Raw genomic sequence first — 22,187 nt, forward strand, 5'->3', positions numbered from 1 at the left:
AACCGAATTCCGGCATGCCGAAATCCATCCCGATAAGGGGCCGTGCAGTAGTGGTGTGCCGCCGGTGCGGCTCGATGAGCTGCCACAGAACCGTTACAGCGCCGTGGCAACTCGGAGAACACTACGGACGGGCGCAGGAGGTGTCAACTTGCGTCAGTCGAGGTCGCTGAGTCGCCCGCCGGCGTCCGGCTGCGCCTCCTCCACCCGGCGCAACAGCCGGGTCAGCAGCTCGCCGAGGAGGTGGCGCTCGACGGTCGTGAGGTCCTGCAAGAGGTCCTCCTCGAAGACCGTCGCCATGCGCATGGCCTCCAGCCACTGCTCCCGCCCCCGGTCGGTGAGCTCGACGATCACGCGTACCCGGTTGCTCTCGTCGCGCTCCCGCGTCACCAGCCCCTCGGCCGCCATGCGGTCGATGCGGTGCGTCATGGCCGCCGGGGTGAGTCCGAGCCGCTTGGCCAGGTCGCCCGGGCCCAGGCGGTACGGGGCACCGGAGAGCACGAGGGCCTTCAGCACCTCCCACTCGGTGTTGCTGATGCCGAGGGTGGCGGTCTGGCGGCCGTACGCGACGTTCATCCGGCGGTTCAGGCGCTGTAGAGCGGAGACGACCTGCTCGACCTGGGGGTCGAGGTCGCGGAACTCGCGCTGGTAGGCCGCGATCTGTTCCTCAAGGGTCGGCTCGCTCGCGCTGCCGCTCGGCGTGGGTGTCTCGGGCATGCGGCGCAGTATGGCACGCATCTCATTGGCATCGAAGTCCTTCCATGTGTACTCTTAAGCGTCGAACTTTAGGGCTGAAGTCTTCAGGCTTCAGCTCTTCCCTCGCCTTCCCGGCGAACCCCGATGACCTCTTCGACCTCTACGACCTAGGCAGGTGAGTGTGACCACCGCGATGGGCGCCGCGCTGCGCCGGATCCAGTTGGGCAACGCGTTGAGCGCGTTCGGCAACGGCTTCACGGTTCCGTTCCTGTTCGTCTACGTGGCGCAGGTGCGCAATCTGGGGGCGAGCACCGCGGGCGTGGTGCTCGCGACGTTCGCCGTTGCCGCGCTCGTCGTGCTCCCCTTCACCGGTCGCGTCATCGACCGGCGGGGGCCGTTGCCCGTTGCCCTCGCGGGGTCGGTCGCTGCTGCCACGGGCTCCATAGGGCTCGGGCTCGCGTCCCGCGAGCCGGCGGTAATCGCGGCAGCGGGGCTGCTCGGCGCCGGTATAGCGGTGATCCAGCCTGCTCTCGCCACGATGATCGTCTGGTGCTCGACGCCGACGACGCGTTCGCGCGCCTTCGCCACCCAGTTCTTCCTCAACAACCTCGGCCTCGGCCTCGGTGGCCTGCTCGGCGGGCTGCTGGTGGACACCTCGCACCCGGCGAGCTTCGTGCGCCTGTTCGCGATCGAGTCCGTGATGTTCCTGGTGCTGGGAGCGGCGGTGGCCACGGTGCGGCTGCCTCACGTGCCGAAGGTGGAGGACTCCATACCTACGGGTGACAGCGCCAAGGGTGGCTGGCGCGTGCTACTGGCCGACCGGGCCATGGTGCAGCTGTGCGTCCTGGGCTTCGTGATGTTCTTCGCCTGCTACGGACAGTTCGAGTCGGGGCTCTCCGCCTTCGCGGTGGAGGTCACCCGGATCTCGCCCGCGACGCTGGGGGTGGCGCTGGCCGCCAACACGGCGGTCATCGTGGTGGCGCAGTTCGTGGTGTTGAAGCTGGTGGAGCAGCGGCGGCGTAGCCGGGTGATCGCGCTGGTCGGGCTCATATGGACCGTCGCCTGGGTGGCGGCCGGGGCCTCCGGTCTGATCCACGGCAGCCAGGCCATGGCGACGGCCGCGATCATCTCGACGTACGCGCTGTTCGGGCTCGGTGAGGCGATGTTGTCGCCGACCGTCGCGCCGCTGGTGGCCGATCTGGCCCCGGGGGCCAGGGTCGGGCAGTACAACTCGGCGTTTGCCCTGGTCAAGCAGCTCGCCCTGGCGGTGGGACCTGCGGTGGGTGGCCTGATGGCCGGTGCGGGGCTGTATACGGCGTACATCGTGATGCTCATCGGCTGCTCGCTCGGCATCTCGGTGCTGGCGCTGCGGATGGGGCGGCGGCTCACGCCGGCTCAGGACAGCCCGTACCGGGCCGCTCTGGCCCGGGCGACCGCGCCGGTGCCGGCTCCCCGTACGGGTGGCGCGTCCCACGAGGCGATAGCCGAGCCCGGGCAGGAGGCCGTGACCACGGCCGCGTAAGACGGTGGTGGTCACGGCCCCTGCTGGGGCGGGGTGGTCGGGGGCTAACTGCGGGGTAGGGCGAATTCGCACCAGACGGCCTTGCCGCCGTCGGGGGTGCGGCGGGAGCCCCAGGACGAGGCGATGGTGGCCACGATCGAGATGCCACGGCCCGCCTCGTCCGCGGGCTCGGCGCGGCGGCGACGGGGCAGGTGGTCGTCGCCGTCCGTCACCTCGATGATCAGTCGACGGTCGGTGCGCCGGAGGCGCAGGCGCATGGGGGGTGTGCCGTGTTGGAGCGAGTTGGCGACGAGTTCGCTGGCGGCGAGGACGCCGAGGTCACGGAGTTGTGCGGGGAAGCGCCAGCTTGCGAGGACTCCGGAGGCGAAGGCGCGGGCGCGGGGCGCGGCCTCGATGCCGCCGAGCAGTTCGAGTGCGGCGTTGTGGAAGAGCTCCGCCTCGTGGCCGGTACGGGCCGGGTGCTGGAGTACCAGTACGGCGACGTCGTCGTCGTGGTCCGCGGTGATGCCGAGCGACCTGATCAGCCGGTCGCACATCACCTGGGGCGAGCCGGCGGCGCCCTGGAAGGCCCGTTCCAGATCGGCCACGCCTTCGTCGATGTCCCGGTCACGCCGTTCCACCAGCCCGTCGGTGTACAGCACAGCGCTGGAGCCGGGGCCGAGCGGTACCGAGCCCGAGGCGTGCAGCCAGCCGCCGGTGCCGAGCGGTGGTCCGGTGGGTTCGGCGGCGCGGCGCACCGTGCCGTCGGGGTCGCGGACCAGGATGGGCAGGTGCCCGGCGGAGGCGTAGATGAGGCGGCCTTCGTTGGGGTCGTGCACGGCGTAGACGCAGGTGGCGATCTGGCTGGCGTCGATCTCGGCGGCCAGGCCGTCGAGCAGTTGCAGCACCTCGTGCGGCGGCAGGTCGAGGCGGGCGTAGGCGCGTACGGCGGTACGGAGCTGGCCCATGACGGCCGCTGCACGCAGGCCCCGGCCCATCACGTCGCCGATGACCAGGGCCGTTCGGCCGGCGCCGAGGGTGATGACGTCGTACCAGTCGCCGCCGACCGCGGCGTCGGTGCCACCGGGCTGATAGGTGGCGGCCACGCGCAGGTCGTCGGGTTGTTCGAGTTCCTGCGGGAGCAGGCTGCGCTGGAGGGTGACGGCTGCCTCGCGCTGGCGGCGTTCGCTGACCCGCAGCCGTTCGACGGCCTCGACCTGGTCGGTGACGTCGGCGGCGTAGACGAGGACACCCCGGTGGAGCGTGGCGGGCGCGGGGGCCGGTGGGGCCGGTGCCGGGGTGACGGTTTCGGGGGTGGTCGCGGCTGCGGTGGGGTGGTGGCGGGCGGCGGCGGGGGCGGGGACGTCGGTCTGGTGGCCGTCGTGGTTCGCCGGGCGGTGGCCGTCGGCGGGGTCGCTGATGACCGTGGTGGGGAGTGCCGTGGGCGTGGCGGCGGGGGCGACTGTGGTGGTCGTCCCCGGTGGGCGGGGGTGCGGGCCGTCCGGGGCTGCGGTGACCTGGGGTGGTGCGTCCGCGGCTGGCCTAGGGACGGGTTCGGACTGGCTCGGTTCCGGCTGGCCCGGTGCGGTGGGTGCGGGGGCGGCCGGTACGGGTGTGGTGGGCGTCCCCGAGTGGGACGTCGGGTCGGCGGGCAGGGCCGCGGGGGTCTCCGGGGTGAGGTGGGGCGTCGAGGGGCCTGCCGGTGCCGGGGCGGGCTGGTGAGGTGGCGCTACCTGGATGGGGGTGCAGGTGAAGGTGTAGTAGCTGTCGCGGGTGCGGGGGCCGGGTGGAAGCGCGAGGGCGGTGGCGGCGCGCAGGTCGTGGCGGGACGTCCAGGGCCAGTGGGAGACCGCTGCGCGGGGGCCGGCGGTGCGCTCGTCGGTGGGTTGTGCGGGGTTGGCCGGCTCGGCGTGGTGGCCGAGGGCGGCGGCGAGCGCGATGTGGGGGTCGGTGGTCGCTTCCCCGGCCGCTCCCCCGATCGGGCCGACCGTGGGGTCGGGGTGTGCGGGGGCCGCGGGTTGGTCGACGGTGCCGGTGGGGTTGCCGTGGGCTGGGTGGGCCGCGGGCGGTGGCGTTGCTCCGTACGGCGTGGCCCCGTACGGGTCCGTGGCCGGGTTGGCCGGGGCCGGGTGGGGTGTGGCGTTGCCGGTTGTGGGGTGGACTGCGGTGGCTGGGGGCTCGGTGGGGCGGCCCGTGGTCGTGGGGCCGCTCGGGGTGGGGTGGCCTGCGGTGGGGTGGGCCGGGTGATGGCCGGTGGTGGGTTGGTTGGGGTGGGGGGTGTGGTCTGCGCCAGGTTTGGTTGGGGCCTGGTCGGCTGGGGCTGTGGCCCGGGCCGGGGTGGGCTGGCCTGGGGTGGGCCGGCCCGGGGTGGTCGGAGCCTGGGCGGCCGAGCCCTCGGTGGCCTGGGCTTGGGCGGCCGGGTTCTCTGCGGCCGGGCTCGCTTCGGTGGGGTTCTGGGTGGCCGGGTTATGGGTGGCTGCGGCCTGGGTGGTGGTGCTGGTGGGGGCTTCGGCAGTGGTGCGTACGGGGCTGCCCGTTGGGATCGGGGCGAGCGTCGGACCGGGTGCCGGGGTGGCGGAGGTTGTGGTGGCGGGGCGTGGGGTGGCGCCGAGGGGTGCGGGGTGGGTGGCGGCCTGGGTCAGGAGTGGTGTCGCGGGCGCGCCGGTGGGTGGGTTGGTGCGGGCGTTCGGCTCTGCTGGCGTGGCGGACGGCGGCTCGGGGGTGACGACCGGGGTGGCCGCGGCCGTGGCCGGGGTGGGTGCCCCCGTCGCCTGGGCTGGTGCTCCCGGGGTGTGAGCTGGCGCGCCCGGGGTGGGGGTCGATGGTCCCGGGGTGTGGGTGGTGGTGCCATCGAGGGTTGCTTGGGTGGCGGCCTGGGGTGCCGGTGCGGCGGTCGGGTGTGGCGTCTGTGCGGCGTCGGGGTGCATCGGCGGGTGGCCGGGGGCGCACGGTTCGCCGTGCGCGGGGTCGGCGGCGGGCGCGCCGGGGAGGGAGGGTGTGACGCCCCGTGGGATGCGGCGTGACTTCACCGTGCGGGGCTTGCCGCTCCGTAGCACCTGGTCCATCAGTGGGAGCAGGCCCACTTCGACGAGTTCGGGCAGCGCTTCGCGGGCGGGCAGGCCCGGGGTGCGGGTGCCGAAGAGGGCGGCGTAGGCGTCGTTGACGTACGCGATGCGGTGGTCGGGGCCGTAGACCACCGCCACCGGGGCCGGTACCTGGGTGACCAGGGCCTGCGCCGAGAGCGCTTCGAGGCTCGGGATCTCGCCGGGGTCGGGCGGGGTGCTCGGCGTGTCGGTGCCGGGGTCGCCGTCGCCGCGGGCTGCCGGCACCGCATGGGTGCTGGTGGGGGCCGAGCGTGCGGCGCGGTCGCCACGGGCCGTACGGCGCTGGTATCCGGGGAGTCGAACGCTCCAACGCGTGAAGTTCACAGAGGGTTACCTCGCGGAGTCGTGACAGAACGGCGCGCCGACGCGGGGCGGCGGGCAGCAGAGCGGGGGCCGGGCTCCTGGGGAATGCAGCAAACGTCCAAATCCTCGCGCTTGTCACTCTTCGTAGATACGAGTCCACCCATGGTCACACGTCCAGTGTGACCGACCGGACTGACATCCGTCAGACGCCAGTCGCGCCGGGGGAGTTCCCGGCTCCGCCGGAAGGGCGGCGGCAGGGGTCAACTGGCCCCGGGATGGCGGCCGGTGCCGGCTGCGAGTTCGAACTCGCCGCGCGGGTTCTCCAACGAGCCCAGGGAGACGATCTCCCGCTTGAACAGACCGGCCAAGGTCCACTCGGCCAACACCCGCGCCTTGCGGTTGACGGTGGGTACGCGGCTGAGGTGGTAGGCGCGGTGCATGAACCATGCGGGGTACCCCTTGAGCTTGCGGCCGTAGACGTGCGCCACGCCCTTGTGGAGTCCGAGGGAGGCCACGGAGCCGACGTAGCGGTGCGCGTAGTCGGTGAGCGGCTGGTCGCGCAGGGCGGCCAGGACGTTGCCGGCGAGCACCTTGGCCTGCCGTACGGCGTGTTGGGCGTTGGGCGCGCACAGCGCGTCGGGCGTGTCCGCCGTGGTGTCGGGCACGGCCGCCGCGTCACCCGCCGACCAGGCGTGTTCGACGCCTTCCACGCGCAGCGCCGCGGTGCACGGCAGGCGGCCGTGGTCGTCGGTGGGCAGGTCGGTCGCGGCGAGGACCGGGTGCGGCTTGACGCCCGCGGTCCACACCAGGGTGCGGGCGGGCAGCCGCGAGCCGTCGTTGAGGACGGCGACGCGCTTCTCGCACGATTCGAGCCGCGTCTCCAGGCGTACGTCGATGTTGCGGCTGCGCAGCTCGCGCACCGCGTACTGGCCCATCTCCGTGCCGACCTCGGGGAGGATGCGGTCGGTGGCCTCGACGAGCACCCATTTCAAGTCATCCGGCGAGATGTTGTGGTAATAGCGCACCGCGTACCTGGCCATGTCCTCCAGCTCGCCGAGTGCTTCCACTCCCGCGTACCCGCCGCCCACGAATACGAAGGTGAGCGCGGCGTCCCTGACGTCCGGGTCGCGGGTGGACGAGGCGATGTCGAGTTGTTCCAGGACGTGATTACGGAGACCGATGGCCTCCTCGACGGTCTTGAAACCGATCCCAAATTCGGCCAATCCGGGGATCGGGAGGGTGCGGGAAACGGACCCGGGCGCGAGTACCAGCTCGTCGTAGTGAATCGCGATCGCGCCGGCGCCTTCCTCGGCGGTGGCGAGAGTGCGCACGGTGGCGGTGCGCTTGGCGTGCTCAATGGACGAGACCTCGCCAATCACGACCTGGCATCTGGGCAAGATCCGGCGCAGCGGCACCACCACGTGGCGCGGGGAGATCGAACCTGCCGCCGCCTCCGGCAGAAACGGCTGGTAGGTCATATACGGCTCGGGGTCGACCACGATGACCTGTGCCTCGCCGCGCTTCAGCTTCCGCTGGAGGCGCAGCGCGGTGTACATCCCGACGTAGCCACCGCCGACAACAAGAATGCGCGCGGGTTCCTTCACCCTCCCATGACGCACCGGCGACCGGCCTTTGTCCACAGCCCCGACGAAATGTGTGACTGGCGGGCGTACCGAAAGCGGAGCCATTGGTTCGGTCGTGTGCACGTAAGGACCGCAGGTCAGCGCATGGTCACGGGGGATTGGGCCGGCAGCGAATCGGGAGGGAACGGCCGCGTACTCCGATCGGGGGGCGCTCTGGACGGAACTACCCCTTCATTCTTGACCTGGGCTCAACTATGTTCGTACTTCGTCGGGGTGTCGACACAGCCCCGGCAGCCAGGGCGGGGAGTCTCCGGGGGGAGACGTTCATTACCGGGGGATCGGTTATGCACATTCAGAGTTCGCATTGGTCATCCAACGTCGCCACGACGGACGGGGGCAATGGCCGTAATACGCCGCTGCGCGTGGACGCGCAGCGCAATCTTGAACATGTGCTACGCGCTGCCCGTGAGGTCTTCGGGGAGCTGGGTTACGGGGCGCCGATGGAGGACGTGGCGCGCCGGGCCCGAGTCGGGGTGGGGACGGTCTACCGGCGGTTCCCCAGCAAGGACGTGCTGGTCCGCCGCATAGCGGAGGAGGAGACGGCGCGCCTCACCGACCAGGCGCGCGCCGCGCTCCGCCAGGAGGAGGAGCCGTGGTCGGCGCTCTCCCGCTTCCTGCGGACCTCGGTCGCGTCCGGCGCCGGCCGGCTGCTGCCGCCGCAGGTGCTCCGGGTGGGCGTGGACGTCGACTCCGAAGAGGCGCGGGTGCCCCACCAGCGGCAGTCGCCGCCCGCCACGCCCGAGCTGCGGCTCGTGGAGCAGCGGAGCACGCCGGAGCCGGTGGAGGTGGCCGAGCACGGGCCCGTCGCTGGGGTCACCCCGGTCGTCGGGGCCAGCCCGGTGTCACCGGTGGCGGCTGCGCCGACGGGTCCCGCCGCGGTGCACGCCGCGGTCCAGCACGCGGACGACGGTGGCGCCTCGGCGCTGCTTGAGGTCGTCGGGGAACTCGTGGAGCGGGCGCGGGCGGCGGGCGAACTGCGGTCCGATGTGACGGTCGCGGACGTGCTGCTGGTGATAGCCACGGCGGCACCGTCGCTCCCCGACGCAGCGCAGCAGGCGGCGGCGTCGGCCCGGCTGCTCGACATCCTGCTGGACGGACTCCGTTCTCGTCCGGTCGGCTGACCTAGCACCGAGCTGAACCACCGGGCCCAACTGCGCGTCTGACTGACATTCCGCAGTTGGGCCCTTTGCGTGCGCGGGGGGTGGGTGAGTGGGGGCGGGTGGGGGTGAGTGGGTGGGTGTTCGTGGGGCGGCGTGGTGATGGGGTTACGTGGAGTGGTGTGGGTTGAGTGGGGGGTGCGGTTGTGGGGGCTTGGATTTTTGGGGTGGGGGTGGTTTCGCGGAGTACGGCTGCTGAGCGCGGTGAGGGCAGGCCCCGGTGGGGCGAGGGTGGGGCGGGGCGTTAAGTGGTGGGTGGTTGCGTGGGGTTGGGCGGGTTGGGGTTGGGGCGGGTTGCGAGTTGGGGGCGGCTGGGTGGGGGGTGGAGTGCGGGTGAGGGGTGGGTGGGGGTTGGAGGGAGTGGGCGGGTGCGTGGGGTGGTGGGTTAGTGAGTCGGTGGCTGGGTGGGGGGCTTGGCGGGTTGTTGGGTGGGGTGGGGAGTGGCTGGGTTCGGGTTCGTCGTGGTGGGGGTTGGCGGTGGGGGCTGTGCTGGGTGGGGTGGCCTCGTGGGGGGGGTGGAGTGGGCGCGGTGGGAGGGCGGGGCGGTGGTGGGGCGGGGTGCCGGGGTGGGGTGGCGGGTGGGGCGCGGGGCGTGGGCTGCGGGTGGGAGTGGGGGCGAGGGAGTGGGTGGGTGGTGGAGGCGGCGGGGCAGGGTGGTTGGTGGGCGGGCGTGGGGGTGGCAGGGGCGGGGGTGGCAGGGGTGAGGCGCGGGGGGTGGGCGGGCGTGGGGCGGGAGGTGAGCGGGGAGGGTCGGACGCGCTTCGGATGTCCGGGCCGTGGGGCGGGCTGAGTGTTTGCAGTCAGGTGTCTGGGGCCCCGTGGACGGGTGTGCAGAAAGGGTTCCCCATTCGGGTGAACCGTGGGGCTCACGCTTGCGAATCGGCCCCGGATGGGTGGTTGCTGGAGGAGATAAGGCTAGGTCAGCGACGGCTATGGCACTCTTTCCCGCGTGTTCGGGTCTGATGGTGCGTACGGGGGCTGTGGGTATGGGCGTTGAGGGGTCGGACGAACGATGCGACCGTGAAGACGACGGGGCAGCCGGCGCCGCGGGTCGGGGTTCTACCGAGGACCCGTCGGCTCGGCAGATACCTGGTCAGGGCGGCCCGTCGGAGCGCGAGTCCGTCAGTGGGCCGCCGGGTTCCGAGCCGCGTACGGCCGCTGGTGCGGGGGTGCCCGCCGAACCGCGGCAGGTCATCGAGCCTCGGCAAGCTGCTGAGCCGCGTCAGCCGGTCGAGCCCCGACAGGGCGCCGACCCGCGCCAGGTAGCCGAACCCCGGCAGCCCACCGCACCCGGACACGCCACCGACCCGCATCAGGTGGCCGAGTCACGGCAGGTCGCCGGCCCCCAGCAGGTCGCCGGCCCCCGCCAGCCCACCGAACCCCGGCACGCCACCGACCCGCACCGGGTAGCCGATCCCCCGCGGCCCAACGGCGACCCACAGGCCCGTGGCCCGCAGCGCGTGCGCGGCTCCCAGCAGGTGCCCGGTCCGCGGCCGACGGGGTCCAGTACGGCGGGTTCGAGTACGACGGGTTCGAGTACGACGGGTGCTGGGAGCGGCCCGCGGCCGACCGGTGCCGGTGGCGAGACGAGGGCGGCGGGTGCCGGCGGCGGCGCCGGGGCCGGTGCGCCCGCGGCTCGGGGGCCTGGGGCCGACGGTCGCGACGGACCCGGTGCGAGCGAGGGCGGGGAGGCCGGCGCCGCCGAGCCCAGCGTGCCGCAGCAGCGGGCCCGGCCCGACCGGCGGGGGCGGCGTTCCCGCGCTGCGGGCCCTGCCGCCGGCGGCGCGTCCGGGTCCCGCCGGAAGCCCGGGCCGGCCCCGGGGACCGGGGCTGCCCCGGATTCCGGCCCCCGTACGCCGCCGGGGCCCGGCCCGGATTCTCCGGCGGACCAGCCCCCGGGCCCCGCCGCGGCCACCTCTCCGCCCACGGCCGTAGATCCCACCGCGGCCCCCACCACTCCGCCCGCCGCATCCAGCGAGCCCGCCGCACCGCCCGCCGGTTCCACGCCGCCCCCTGCACCGCCCACTGGAGCCGCCGCAGGTCGGCGGCCCGCAGCAAGTCCGCAGCCCGCCGCAGGCCCCCGGGCCGGTACGGGCCCCGGGGGCGGTGCGGGCCCGCAGGTCGGCGCCGCCCCGCCGACCTGTGCGGGCGCGGGTCAGGGCCGTACCAGGGTCGGGGCCGACGGCGATCCGGGCGGGACCGAGGCCAGCGCGTACCCCCCGGGCGTCACCCTGCCGGACAGCACCCCCCACGCCAGCACGGCGAACGGCAGCACGCTGCACGACGGCACGCTCCACGACGGCACGACGCACGCCAACACGACGCATGACGGCACGACGCATGACGGCACGACGCATGACGGCACGGCAGGCGACGAACTCCCGCCGTCCGACATCGAGTTGCTGGCGCAGATGCGGGCCGGGGACGGGGCGGCGTACGGGAGTGCGTACGAGGAGCTCTACCGGCGGCACGCGCACGCGGTGCGGCGCTACGCGCGCAGTTGCTGTCGGGACGCGGACACCGCGGACGACCTGACGGCGGAGGTGTTCGCGCGCACGCTCCAGGCCGTGCGGGGCGGGGCCGGGCCGCGTACGGCGGTGCGCGCGTACCTGCTGACGACCGTGCGGCGGGTGGCCGCGGCGTGGACCAAGACGGCCAAGCGCGAGCAGTTGATCGAGGACTTCGCGGTGTTCGCGGAGACCGCGGCGCGGGCGTCGGCGCACGAGGAGGGCACGCCCGGTTCCGAGTACGACGTGGGTGCTGACGTACGGGCCATGCAGGAGGCCGAGCAGACGCTCGCCGTACAGGCGTTCCGCAGTCTGCCGGAGCACTACCAGACGGTGCTGTGGCACACCACGGTGGAGGACGAGCCGCTGCGCGAGGTGGCGCCGTTGCTCGGGCTCACCGACAACGCGACGGCCGTGCTCGCGCACCGGGCGCGCGAGAAGTTGAAGCAGGCGTACCTCCAGGCCCACGTCAACACCTCGCAGGCGACCGGCGGGGAGTGCGCGCGGTACGCGGACCGGCTCGGCGCGTACGCGCGCGGCGGGTTGCGGATGCGGGCCGAGCGCGGGTTGCGCAAGCACCTGGAGGACTGTGCCCAGTGCCGGATGGCGGCGCTTGAGGTGGCGGACGTGAACGCCAGGCTGCGGGCCGCGTTGCCGGTCGCGGTCATCGGCTGGTTCGCCGCCGGGTACGCGCTCAAGGTCGCCGGGGTCGCGGCCGGTGTCGCCGGGGCCGGTGCGGCCACCGGCGCGGCGGCAGCGGCCAGCGGCACCGTCAGCGGACTCCTCGGCACCGGGGCGGCCGGTGGCGGGGCAGCCGGTGGCGGGGCGGCCGGTGGCGGCGCCGCCGCGGCCGGCGCCGTGGGTGAGGGCCTGGGCACCGGGGCCAAGGTCGGGATCGTCGCGGGCGCGCTGGTCGTGGCCGGCGCGATCCTCGCGTACGCGCTCTCCGGCGGGTCCGAGCCGCACCGCGAGCCGGAGGCGCGGGAGCCCACCGAGGCGGTGCCGGGCGCCCCGCACCAGCCCCCGCCCAAGCCCAGCCCGCCCAGGCCCACGCCGCCGGCGCCCGAGCCGCCGGCCTCGCCCGCGCCGCCGCCGGCCAAACCCACGCCGAAGCCGACCCCGCCACCGAAGCCCACGCCCAAGCCCCCCGCCCCGCGGCCGTCCCCGAAACCCACGCCCCCACCCACGCCCGAACCGACACCGCCCAAACCCACCCCCAAGCCGACCCCGACCCCGACGCCGGAGCCCACGCCGCCCCCGAAGCCCACGCCCAAGCCGCCGCTCCCCAAGCCGCCTCCACCGCCGACCGTTTACCAGGTCAACCGGCTGGAGTACGGCGGCGTCGGCGACGGCACCAAGCCGGAGGTGCGGCTGCTCGGCAGCAGCCCGCTGTGGCAGCGCGACGACCTGACGATCGACGGCAAGCACTACGCGCACGGCGCGACGATGCACGCGCCGTCGTCGGTGACCATCGACCTGAACCGCACCTGCGTGTCGTACGAGGCGTTCGTCGGGCTCGACGACCTCACGCAGGGGGTGGGCGCGGCGAGGTTCGAGGTCTACGGCGATTCGGCGCGGCTGTGGCGCTCGGGCGTCGTCCGCGCTGGTGAGCCGGCCGTACCGGTACGGGTCTCGCTGGCCGGGCAGACCTCGATCCGGCTGGTCGTCGAGCCGCAGTCGGTATTCGGCTACGTCTCGCTCGGCGACTGGGCCGAGTCCCGCATCGGGTGCCGGTGAGGGGCTGCTGCGCGGGGCGCCAGCGGCGGCGGGAGCAGGGGGCGGCCCGGGGTGTTGGGGCGGGCTGGGATGCTGGGGCGGCCTGGAGCTACTGAGGTGGCCGCGGCTGCTGAGGCGGCGCGGGTGGCCGCGGCTGCTGAGGTGGCGCGGGGTGGTCGAGGCTGCTGAGGTGGTCGGGCCGGAGCCAGGAACCGGGGTCAGCGACCGGCCCCAGCCCCCGCCCCGTACCGACTCGGCCGACCCGTACCGACCCGGCCGACCCGGCCGACCCGGCCGACCGCCAGGTCAACCCACCCGAGTGGCGCCGGGCAAACCGCGGGTCACGCCGGCTCCCCACCCGTCGTGGCGACGAGATCCGCGAGGGAGGCGCGGGTCAGGGCGAGGCGGTCCATCTGCTGGTCGAGGTCGCGCAGTTGGTCGAGCAGGAGGGGGCCGAGGCAGGGTTCGATCTCTTCGTCGCTGCCGCAGACGCAGGTCAGGATCTCGCCGATGATGCGGGTGGAGAGGCCGGCGGCGAGGAGTTGGCGGATGCGGCGTACGACCTGTGGGGCGTCGGTGCCGTAGACGCGGTGGCCGCCGGGGGTGCGTTCCGATGCGAGCAGGCCCTGTTCCTCGTAGTAGCGCAGCAGGCGCACGTTCACGCCCGTACGCGTCGACAGTTCGCCGATCTTCATGGCACCGGTCACGGTCTCCATGGTGATCCCCCTCACAGCCGCTTGAATCTCTCATCGATGTCAGGTCATAGCGTCCCCGGCATGACGAACACCGTGCAAGAGACGACGACCGAAGCTACAACCCCGCAGCTCAGCCGGGTGTTCCGGATCGGTGGTGAGCTGCCGGTGCGACGGATCGGGTACGGGGCCATGCGGCTCACCGACTCGCCGGACGCGCCCGGAGGAATGGCGACACCCATCTGGACCGCGCCGACCGACCGGGCCGAGGCCAGTGCGCTGCTGCGGGCGGCCGTGGACCTCGGGGTGAACCTGTTCGACACGGCGGACGCCTACGCACTCGGCGCGAGCGAGGAGCTGATCGCCGAGGCGCTGCACCCGCGCCGGGACGACCTGGTGGTCGCCACGAAGGTCGGCGTGGTGCGGCCGTCGACCACCGAGTGGGTGCCGCTCGGGCACCCCGCGTACCTGCGCCAACAGGCCGAGCTGAGCCTGCGCCGGCTGCGGACCGACCGCATCGACCTGCTCTACCTGCACCGCATCGACCCGAACGTGCCGCTGGCCGAGCAGGTCGGCGCGCTCGCCCAGTTGCAGCAGGAGGGGAAGGTGCGGCACATCGGGCTGTCGGAGGTGACCGTGGCCGAGCTGACCGAGGCCCGGCGAACGGCGCCGATCGCGGCCGTGCAGAACGTGTACAACCTGGCGACCCGCGGCCACGAGGAGGTGGTGGCGCACACGGCGGCCGAGGGCATCGCGTTCGTCCCGTACTTCCCGGTCGCAACCGGCAGCCACGCGCGCCAGGACGGGCCGCTCGCCGAGGTCGCGGCGGAGCTCGGTGCCACGCCGGCGCAGACGGCCCTGGCCTGGCTGCTGCACCGGGCGCCCCACGTGCTGCCGATCCCGGGCACCAGGTCGGTCGCGCACCTCGCGGAGAACGCTGCGGCGCTCGAACTCGTCCTGAGCGACGAGCAGTTCGCCCGTATCGAGCGGGCCGCAGCGGGTGACGGGGAGGCTGCGGGTGACGCGGAGGCTGCCGGGCAGTGATCGCCGGCCCGGCCTGGGCCTCGCGGCGGCGGCCCGGGGCCGGGCCCGCGGATGCCCGTTGGCGGCCCCGGTCAGGTGTCCTCGCCGGTCGGGGCGGGTGGTTCCGGGGGCGTGCGCAACGCGATCGGCGCGCCCGGCTCGGGAGGTGGAGCGCCCGGCTCGGGAGGCAGAGGTGGCTCGGGCCGCTCGGGCGGTGGGGGTGGCCCGGCCGGCGGAAGTGGGGGCGGAGGGGGCCCGGCCGAAGGCCGCGGCGGAGGGGGCGGTGGCCCAGCCGGTGGGACGGCTGGTCGGTCGGCCGGTGGGGTGGCCGGTGGGGCGGCGAACTCGTCGACCAGCATGACGGCGGCGGCGACCGGAAGTTCCCGACTCCGCCGGCGCAGAGCGGCGAACTCCGCATCGCCCAGCGCGCGCCCGCCCGCGCGCGCGACCCGGTCCGCCAGGGCGCGGGCGAGCGGGGTACGGGGCAGGGCGCCGCGCCAGCCGTCGGTGAGGCCGAGCAGCCGGGCCGCGGCGGCGTGCTCGCCGAGCGCCGTGAGGAGGTACGCGCCGGTCTCGGCCGTACGGGCGAGCAGGAGCTCCGTGCAGTTGGCGGCGATGCCGTCGGACAGCGCGTCGCGCACCCGGCCGAGCCCGCCGCGTACATCGCCCGACGCCGCACTGACCTGGGCTTCGACGCCGCTCAGTGCGAGGGCGAACTGGGGCGGCGGCGAGGTGTTGCGGGCCGCCTCGCGGGCCAGCCGGCAGTAGGTGCGGGCAGCGGCGACGTCGCCGTACTGCAAGGCGATGGAGGCGCGCAGCGAGTCGTTGAAGGCACGCGCCTGTTCGCCGCCGAACCGACTTGCCGCCTCGTCCGACTGGTCGAGGAGTTTGCCGGCCTCCACCGGGTCGCCGCAGGTGTGGGCGAGGTCGCCGAGCCGGGAGATGAGGAACGGGCGTTCGGTGTGCGCGCCGAGTTCGGCGGCGAGCCGCAGCGCCTCGCAGAAGTCGGCGCGGGCCGCGGCGTAGCGGCCCTCCATCGCGGCCATCTCGCCGCTCGCCTCGTGGGTCTGGGTCAGCATCCACCGGTCGCCCACCCGTCGGCTGATGGCCCGCAACTCCGCCCAGTCCTGGTTGACCCGCCGCATTCCGCCCGTGGTGTCGATGGCCATGTGGGTGCGGAACATCAGCAGGACGCCGACCGCCCAGTCGTCGCCGTAGCGGCGCACGTTGGCCAGCGCCCGGTCGAGCAGCGCGGTCACGCCCATGTGCCCGTCGATGAGGTAGCCGGTGAACGGCCACAGCAGCCCGGGGAAGCGCGCGCTCCGCTTCCCCTCGTGGGCGTGGTACGCGTCCCGGATGGCGCGGGACGTCTCCAGGGTGGTCGGGTCCTGGAGGACGTCGGACGAACGGTGTTCGGAGAGCAGGAAGTAGCGGAGGAGGTGCAGGTCGAGCCGGCGCCAGTAGCGGTCGGCCGCTGGGCCGCCGTCCGGCGGGGTCGCGAAGTCGCCGTCCGGCGGGGCCACCGGGGGCTCCGGGCCGTCGGGTGCGGGGCTGTCGGGCTCGGGCCTATCGGGTGCGGGGCCCGGTGGGGCTGGCCGGTCCGCGGGGCCGGCGCCGGCCGGGGGCCCGGGATGCTGGCGGTGCTCCGGGTGGGTTGCCCTTGCGGGCCGTCGCGGGCCCGGGGCGGGGCGCGGGTCTTGGGCAGGGCGCGGGTCCGCGGGCTCCCGCGCATCGGTCGGCCGGGACGCGTCGACGTCCAGTACGCGGCGGACCCAGCCCGCGCCCTCGTCCCGGTAGTCGCGGAGCCACCAGAACCAGCCGAGGTCGAAGACGAGGTCGGTGGCGGTCGCCAGGTCGTCGATGCCATTGTCGTGCCGGCCGGGCTGCGGGGGCACGGGCTGGCCGGAACGGAGCGGGTTGGCGGGGTCGGGGGGCGTGGCCGCATCCGCCGTGCGGTGCTCGATCGGGGTGAGGCAGCGGTGCAGGGCCGTACGGAAGTTGTCGAGATCCACCTCAAGGCGGCGCAGCCACGGCAGTTGGTCGGCGGACCGCAGCTTCGGTTCGGCCGCCCGGGCGAGGCCGTGGAAGTAGCGGGCGTGCCGGCGGCCGGTGGCGATGCGTTCGGCGCGGCCCCGTGGGCCGGTCAGCGCCCGTTCGGTGAGCCGCTCGGTGACGTACTCGTGGATCGTCTCCAACATGCGGTACCGCGGAGCGCCGCCGCTGCCGTCGGGCGCGGCCGGGGTGTGCGTGACGACCAGGAGCGACTTGTCCACCAGCGCCCCGAGCAGGTCGAGCACGTCCCCCGGGTCGATGGGGTCGCGGTCGATGGGGTCACGGTCAGTGTGCGGAGTGCGGTCAGTGTGCGGGGTGCGGTCAGTGTGCGGGGTGCGGTCGGCGGGCGGGGTGCGGTCGGTGGGATGTGCGGGGCGGCTGGGGCCGTGCGGGTGGGTTTCGGCGCCCGGGGCGGACCGCGGGGAGGCGGGCGCGGTGCGCAAAGTGGCCGGCAGCGGGTCGTACGGGCCGTCGGCGCAGACCGCCTCGGCCGCCGGCAGGTCCCAGCCACCGGCGAACGCGGAGGCCCGCAGCAGTACGGTGCGCTCCCGCTCGTCGAGCAGGTCCCAGGACCAGTCGACGACCGCGCGCAGCGTCTGTTGGCGCGGCAGTACGGTACGGCTTCCGCTGGTCAGCAGCCGGAACCGGTCGTCGAGCCGGTCTGCGATCTGGCGCGGTGAGAGCATGCGCAGCCGGGCGGCGGCGAGTTCGATGGCCAGCGGCAGGCCGTCCAGGCGGCGACAGATCTCGGCCACGGCCGCCGCGGTCCCCGGGTCACCGGCCGGGTCGAACCCGGGGCGTACGGCGGCGGCGCGCTCCGCGAAGAGCCGGTGGGCGGGGGCGGGCGGCAGCGGTTCGACGGGCCGTACCGTCTCGCCCGGCACGCCGAGCGGTTCGCGGCTGGTGGCGAGCACCGTGACGTCGGGGCAGTGGGTGAGCAGGGTGTCGGCGAGCTCGGCCGCCGCCGCGATGACGTGTTCACAGTTGTCGAGTACCAACAACAGCCGCCGGTGGGCGCAGTGTTCGATCAGGCGGGCGGTGGGCGATGTGGAGTCGGGGCCGACCCGCGGTTCCAGGCCACCGGTGTGCAGGGTGGTGTCCCGTCGGCCCACGGCGCTGAGCACCGCCCCGGCGACGTCGGCCGGACTGTCGAGCGGGGCGAGTTCGGCGATCCAGACGCCGTCGGGGTAGGCGCCGGTGACGGTGGCCGCGGTCTCCTCGGAGAGCCTGGTCTTGCCGGAACCTCCCGGTCCGGTGAGCGTGACCAGGCGCGCGCCGTGCAACTCCTCCCGCAGTGAGCGGATTTCGGCACTCCGGCCGACGAAGCTGGTCAGCCGCGCCCGGAGGTTGCCCGGCTGCCCCTGCCAGCCTCGGGGTCCGGTACTTGGTGCGGCAGGCCGCGCGGCCGAGGGTTCGGCAGGGAGGGGTCCCGCGGGAAGCGGCTCCGTGGGGGGAGGTTCCGCGGGGAGAGGTTCGGCTGCCGGGGCGCCCGCCGTCTCGGCACCTGCGGCCGTGGCCGGGGCCGTGGTCCGGGCCGCGGGCGGAGATGGGGTCGGGGCCGCGGGCGGAGATGGGGTCGGGGCTGGCGTCGCAGGCGGGGCCGTAGGCCCCGCGTCGCCTTCCCGGGGCAGACCAGCACTAGCCTCAACTGCCGCTATCGATATGTCACTTGACGACGAAACCACGGCACCGTTCACCCGCCCGGCCGGTGCGCTGCCCGACGGGTCAGCCACTACGCCGGCCGTGGGGCGGGCCACGGGGTCAGCCGCCGGATCGGCCGTGGGGGCAGCCGCCGAACCGGCTGCCGGGTCGTCCCGTGGCGCTGCCGCCCGGGCAGCAGCGAGCCGAGCACCGCCCCGGGTACGCGCGCCGCCGCCATCGGACCCCGTACCCGTCGAGCCGATCGCGCCGCCCCGCCCCCCGGCCACTGCCCGCCCGTCACCGGCCACCGAACCCACGGCGCCGGCACCCGCACCCGTACCCGTACGAGCACCCGCACCCGTCCCCGTACCCGTACTCGTACGGACACCCGCCCTCGCACCCGTCCCCGTACCGGCACCCACGTCCGCGCGCGCACCCGCGCGCGTGCCCGCCCCGTCCCCCGGCCCCGCGTCCGTACGCGCGCCCGCGGCCCGCTCGTGCGGGCGGTTGCCCTCGGGGGCCAGGAGCGCGGCGTGGAGTTGGCGTAGTTCGCCGCCGGGGTCGGCGCCGAGGTGTTCGGCGAGGGTGCGGCGGGCGTCCTCGTACGCGGCGAGGGCGTCGGCAGGGCGGTCGGCGGCGCGCAGGGCGCGGATGAGTTGGGCGTGGAAGGGCTCGTCCAGGGGGTGCTGGGCGATGAGTTCGCGCAGTTCGGGGATGACGTCGACGCCGTGGCCGAGCGCGATCTCGGCCTCGATGCGCTGGTGGAGCGCGGTGAGCCGGAGGGCGTCGGCGCGGGCCGTGGCCACCGCGCGGCCTCGCAGGTCGGCGAGGGCCGGGCCGCGCCACAGGGCCAGCGCGTCGCGCAGCAGGGCGGCGGCGGACGCCGGGTCGCCGGCGCCCAGCGCCCGGCCGCCGGCCACGGCCCGCTCCTCGAAGACGGCGAGGTCGATGTCGTGCGGTGCGGCCGTCAGCCGGTAGCCGCCGGGCGCGGACTGGACGGCCGCCTTGCCCAGGTTGCGCCGCAGCCGGCCGACCAGCGCTTGCAGGGCGGCGGGCGCGTCGGCCGGCGGGCGCTCGCCCCACACCTCGTCGATCAGCGCGTCGACCGGGGCGAGGGCGGTGGTCGGGCGGGTGGCGTGCGCGGCGAGCGAGGTCAGCAGCGCACGCAGCCGCGGACCACCGACGGGCAGCGGCTGCCCGTCGTGGTCGTACGCCTCGGTGACGCCCAGGATCAAATAACGCACCGCACCATTCTCCTCACTCCCCCACCGCGAACCGCCGGGGCCGCTCCGTCGCCGCCCCGGCGCTCCCGCCCACTGCCCCGTTTTCCAGCGCTCTCTGCGTCCCGCGTCTCCCGCGTTCCCCGCACGTTCTCCCGTGCGCTTCCTCGCGCGCGTGCGCGCACGTACGGGGCCGTACCCGCGCACGTACGAGGCCGTGCCCGCGCGCGTACCGGTACGGATGGATGCGTACGGACACGTACGGGACTGAGCCCGAGCCCGGGCGCGTGCTGGCCCGAGCCTGGGCCCGGGCGCGTACATCGGAACGGCCCCACAGCCACGAGCCCGGCACGGCCACACCCCCCGAACACGGCCCCGCCGACCGCCGCCCCGCAAGCCGAGCCCCCCACACACAAGCCGCGCGCCACACAGGCCGCCTGGCGCAGAGAGCAGCCCTCACAAGCTGGGGCGCGGCACCACCCCGCCGGCCACCGCGCGTTGGCGGGGGGCCGCGGTGCCGGTCCAGCAGGTGCCGCGGCGGGCGAGCAGGCGGCGCAGCCAGACCTCGGTGGAGACGAGTTCGGCGAGGCCGTCGAGCGGGACGCGTTCGCCGTCGGCGGCGGCGCGCAGGGCCTTGCGGACGACGCGGGCCTCCACCAGGCCGGCGTCGGCGAGCAGCGGTGCGTCGAAGAGGGCCAGCAGGTCGTCGATGGCGTGCCGCAGGCCGGCACGGGCGGCGACGGTGTGCGTGGCGTGCGAGGGCGCGCCCCACCCCGGCGGCAGGTCGCGGATGCCCGCGCCGGCCAGGACGGCGCGCAGTACGGAGGCGCGCGCTCCCGGCTGCACCCGGAGCGCTTCGGGGAGCGCGCGGCAGGCGCGTACCACCTGGTTGTCCAGGAACGGTGCGTGCAGGCGCTGGCTGCGGATCTCCGCGGCCTGTTCGAAGACGCGGTGGTCGGCGGCGTGTCGGGCCAGGGCCGCGTCGGCGCGGCGTTCGCCGGGGCGGCGCAGCAGGACGGGGCGGGCCGCGGCGGCTTCCAGCCGAACCGATACTTCCGCCAGTGCCTCGCCGGTCAGCCAGCGCGCCGCGGGCCCCGGCCGGCACCAGGCGAGGGCGGCGAGGGAGGCGCCGACGGCCCCGTCGATGGCGTCGGTGCCGTCGCCGCCGGGGCCGCCGCCGGCCTCGACGAAGCGGGGTTCGAGCAGCCGGCTGGCGACGGCTTCGACGCCCTCGCGGTAGGGCGTGCGGGCCAGTTTGCGGGCGGCGCGGTAGACGGTGAAGGGGACGAAGAAGGAGTGCGCGGAGGGGCCGTCGGCGCGGGCCAGGGCGGTGGCGGGGCGCAGCAGGTGCCGCCGGCGGCGGTCGAGCAGCAGGTCGGCGAGGCGGGCCGGGTGGGCGTCGAGCACCTGCCGGGCGCCGTGGCCGACGAGGTGGTCGGCGCTGCCGGCGGCGAGTCTGCGGCGGTGGCGTTCGGCGCTGATGAGGGCGGGGCCCGGTTCGTCGGTGAGCGGGCCGCGGTCGAGCGCGGCGAACGGCAGCGCCTCGGGGCCGGCCGCGACCACGACGTGGTGCAGGCGTGGGTTGGCGGCGATGGTGCGGGCGCGTTCGAGTTCGGCCTCGCGGACGCGGCCGGCGACGGTCGCCCGGTCGTTGAAGGTGACGGCGAGCAGCCGTTCGCCGGCCTCGGCGGCGTGGCCGAGCGGGGTGCCCGGCACGCCGGGCAGTCCGGCGGCGAGGAGGGCGAGGGTGCCCGATGCGCTGCCGCCGGAGAGGTCGGCGCCGACGCCGGCGGCCGGTGCGCCGCGGGCGGCGCGGCGTTCGGCCGGGCCCATGCCGGGGACCGGCCCCGGGTCGAGTCCGGGCCCGTCGTGTTCGGGGGCGTGCCGGGGCGCGGCGAGGCGGACCCGGACGGCCTCCACGAGTGCGTCCCGTACGCCTTCCACGGCGAGGTCGGGGTCGAGTTGGGGGGCGGCGACGGCGAGGGAGGCGGTGGGTTCGTAGCCGATGATGTCGCGGGAGCCACCGCGCGAGCCGTTCCTGGGCGTGTGGTGCGGGCCGCGCGGGCCCGGGGTGGTGCGGTGGCCGTCGTAGCCGGCGTCGCGGTAGGGGCCGTCGCCGTACGCGGCGCCGTACGCGCCGTCGGCCGGCCGGCCCTCGTACGTGCCGTACGGGTGCCAGGTGGTGTCGCCCGGGCTGTCCCTGCCGTGTGCCCTGCCGTCCCGGTCGGCGGCCTCGGAGCCGTAGCCGCGCAGCACCAGGGCGTGGCCGGGCGGGACCCGGCTGACGCCGACGTAGGGGGTGCCGTCGCCGACGGCTTCGGGGGAGTCGGGGCAGGCCAGTAGGGCCGCGAGGTGGCCGATGTCGAGCCCGGCCTCGATGAGGTCGGCGAGGGGGAGGGCGGCGGTGGCGTAGGCGGTGCCGCCTTCCCAGGGGGTGTGGAAGACGGGGCGGGCGCCGGCGAGGTCGCCGGCGACGGTGACCCGGCGGCCGACCTGGGCGACGGCCGTGTAGCTGCCGGGCCAGGCGGTGAGGTGGCGCAGGGCGCCGCCGCGGGCGGCGAGCAGGCCGGCGCGCAGGGCGTCGTCGCTGGCGCCGCAGCAGCCCAGTACGGCGAGTCGGGTCGCGCCGTCGGCGTGCACCACGCGTACTTCGTCGGGGCGCCAGTCGCCGACCGCCCACAGCGGGTCGGGGCCGCCCCACACGAGTTGGGCGCCGACCGGCGACAGGGCGCCCCGTTGGGCGAGGAAGGGCGCCGAGGCGATGCTGCCCCACCCCACCAACCACCGCATCGTCGCCTCCACAGGCTGTGGACAACCAAGAAGGAGCAGTCACCGTGCACGGTAGTCCCGCGCCCTGAGCGTGGCCGTGGCCAACACGCGGGCGCCGAGCGTCACGGACGCGCCCCGACGGCCGGGCCGGCACCGCGTGCCGTCC

General features: G+C 75.1%; 10 protein-coding genes. 4 read left to right on the forward strand and 6 right to left on the reverse strand.

Annotated elements, in window-relative coordinates; genetic code table 11:
- Positions 1–153 precede the first annotated feature (153 nt).
- Positions 154–714, reverse strand: a complete 561-nt coding sequence (locus ACMA1D_RS27430; protein ID WP_349996772.1) for a MarR family transcriptional regulator — start codon at positions 712–714, stop codon at positions 154–156.
- A gap of 172 nt (positions 715–886) precedes the next feature.
- On the opposite strand from ACMA1D_RS27430, the gene ACMA1D_RS27435 reads away from it, so the two are divergent.
- Positions 887–2,215, forward strand: a complete 1,329-nt coding sequence (locus tag ACMA1D_RS27435) for an MFS transporter (protein WP_414726752.1) — start codon at positions 887–889, stop codon at positions 2,213–2,215.
- Between the two features lie 44 nt (positions 2,216–2,259).
- Here ACMA1D_RS27435 and ACMA1D_RS27440 read toward each other — a convergent pair whose 3' ends face one another.
- Together ACMA1D_RS27440 and ACMA1D_RS27445 are read right to left on the reverse strand one after the other, a co-directional pair.
- On the reverse strand, positions 2,260–5,622 hold the full coding sequence (locus ACMA1D_RS27440; protein WP_414726692.1) for a SpoIIE family protein phosphatase: 3,363 nt from the start codon (positions 5,620–5,622) through the stop codon (positions 2,260–2,262).
- A 239-nt stretch (positions 5,623–5,861) separates the two neighbouring features.
- On the reverse strand, positions 5,862–7,205 hold the full coding sequence (locus tag ACMA1D_RS27445) for an NAD(P)/FAD-dependent oxidoreductase (protein WP_414726693.1): 1,344 nt from the start codon (positions 7,203–7,205) through the stop codon (positions 5,862–5,864).
- A 323-nt stretch (positions 7,206–7,528) separates the two neighbouring features.
- On the opposite strand from ACMA1D_RS27445, the gene ACMA1D_RS27450 reads away from it, so the two are divergent.
- Both ACMA1D_RS27450 and ACMA1D_RS27455 read left to right on the forward strand, forming a co-directional pair.
- Positions 7,529–8,365, forward strand: a complete 837-nt coding sequence (locus tag ACMA1D_RS27450) for a TetR/AcrR family transcriptional regulator (RefSeq protein WP_414726694.1) — start codon at positions 7,529–7,531, stop codon at positions 8,363–8,365.
- Between the two features lie 2,447 nt (positions 8,366–10,812).
- On the forward strand, positions 10,813–12,645 hold the full coding sequence (locus ACMA1D_RS27455; protein WP_414726695.1) for a sigma-70 family RNA polymerase sigma factor: 1,833 nt from the start codon (positions 10,813–10,815) through the stop codon (positions 12,643–12,645).
- Positions 12,646–12,965: 320 nt separating this feature from the next.
- Here ACMA1D_RS27455 and ACMA1D_RS27460 read toward each other — a convergent pair whose 3' ends face one another.
- Positions 12,966–13,340 carry a MerR family transcriptional regulator gene (locus ACMA1D_RS27460; RefSeq protein ID WP_414726696.1) on the reverse strand — a complete coding sequence of 125 codons (375 nt, stop codon included), beginning with the start codon at positions 13,338–13,340 and terminating at the stop codon, positions 12,966–12,968.
- Between the two features lie 60 nt (positions 13,341–13,400).
- Here ACMA1D_RS27460 and ACMA1D_RS27465 point away from each other — a divergent pair, with 60 nt between their 5' ends.
- Positions 13,401–14,360 carry an aldo/keto reductase gene (locus ACMA1D_RS27465; RefSeq protein ID WP_414726697.1) on the forward strand — a complete coding sequence of 320 codons (960 nt, stop codon included), beginning with the start codon at positions 13,401–13,403 and terminating at the stop codon, positions 14,358–14,360.
- A 71-nt stretch (positions 14,361–14,431) separates the two neighbouring features.
- Here ACMA1D_RS27465 and ACMA1D_RS27470 read toward each other — a convergent pair whose 3' ends face one another.
- Together ACMA1D_RS27470 and ACMA1D_RS27475 are read right to left on the reverse strand one after the other, a co-directional pair.
- Positions 14,432–19,276: an AfsR/SARP family transcriptional regulator gene (locus ACMA1D_RS27470; RefSeq protein ID WP_414726698.1), complete on the reverse strand. Its 4,845-nt coding sequence runs from the start codon at positions 19,274–19,276 to the stop codon at positions 14,432–14,434.
- A 432-nt stretch (positions 19,277–19,708) separates the two neighbouring features.
- On the reverse strand, positions 19,709–22,042 hold the full coding sequence (locus tag ACMA1D_RS27475; protein ID WP_414726699.1) for an asparagine synthase-related protein: 2,334 nt from the start codon (positions 22,040–22,042) through the stop codon (positions 19,709–19,711).
- Positions 22,043–22,187 lie beyond the last annotated feature (145 nt).

This window comes from Streptomyces sp. 796.1, from assembly GCF_047525675.1.
Classification (GTDB): domain Bacteria; phylum Actinomycetota; class Actinomycetes; order Streptomycetales; family Streptomycetaceae; genus Streptomyces.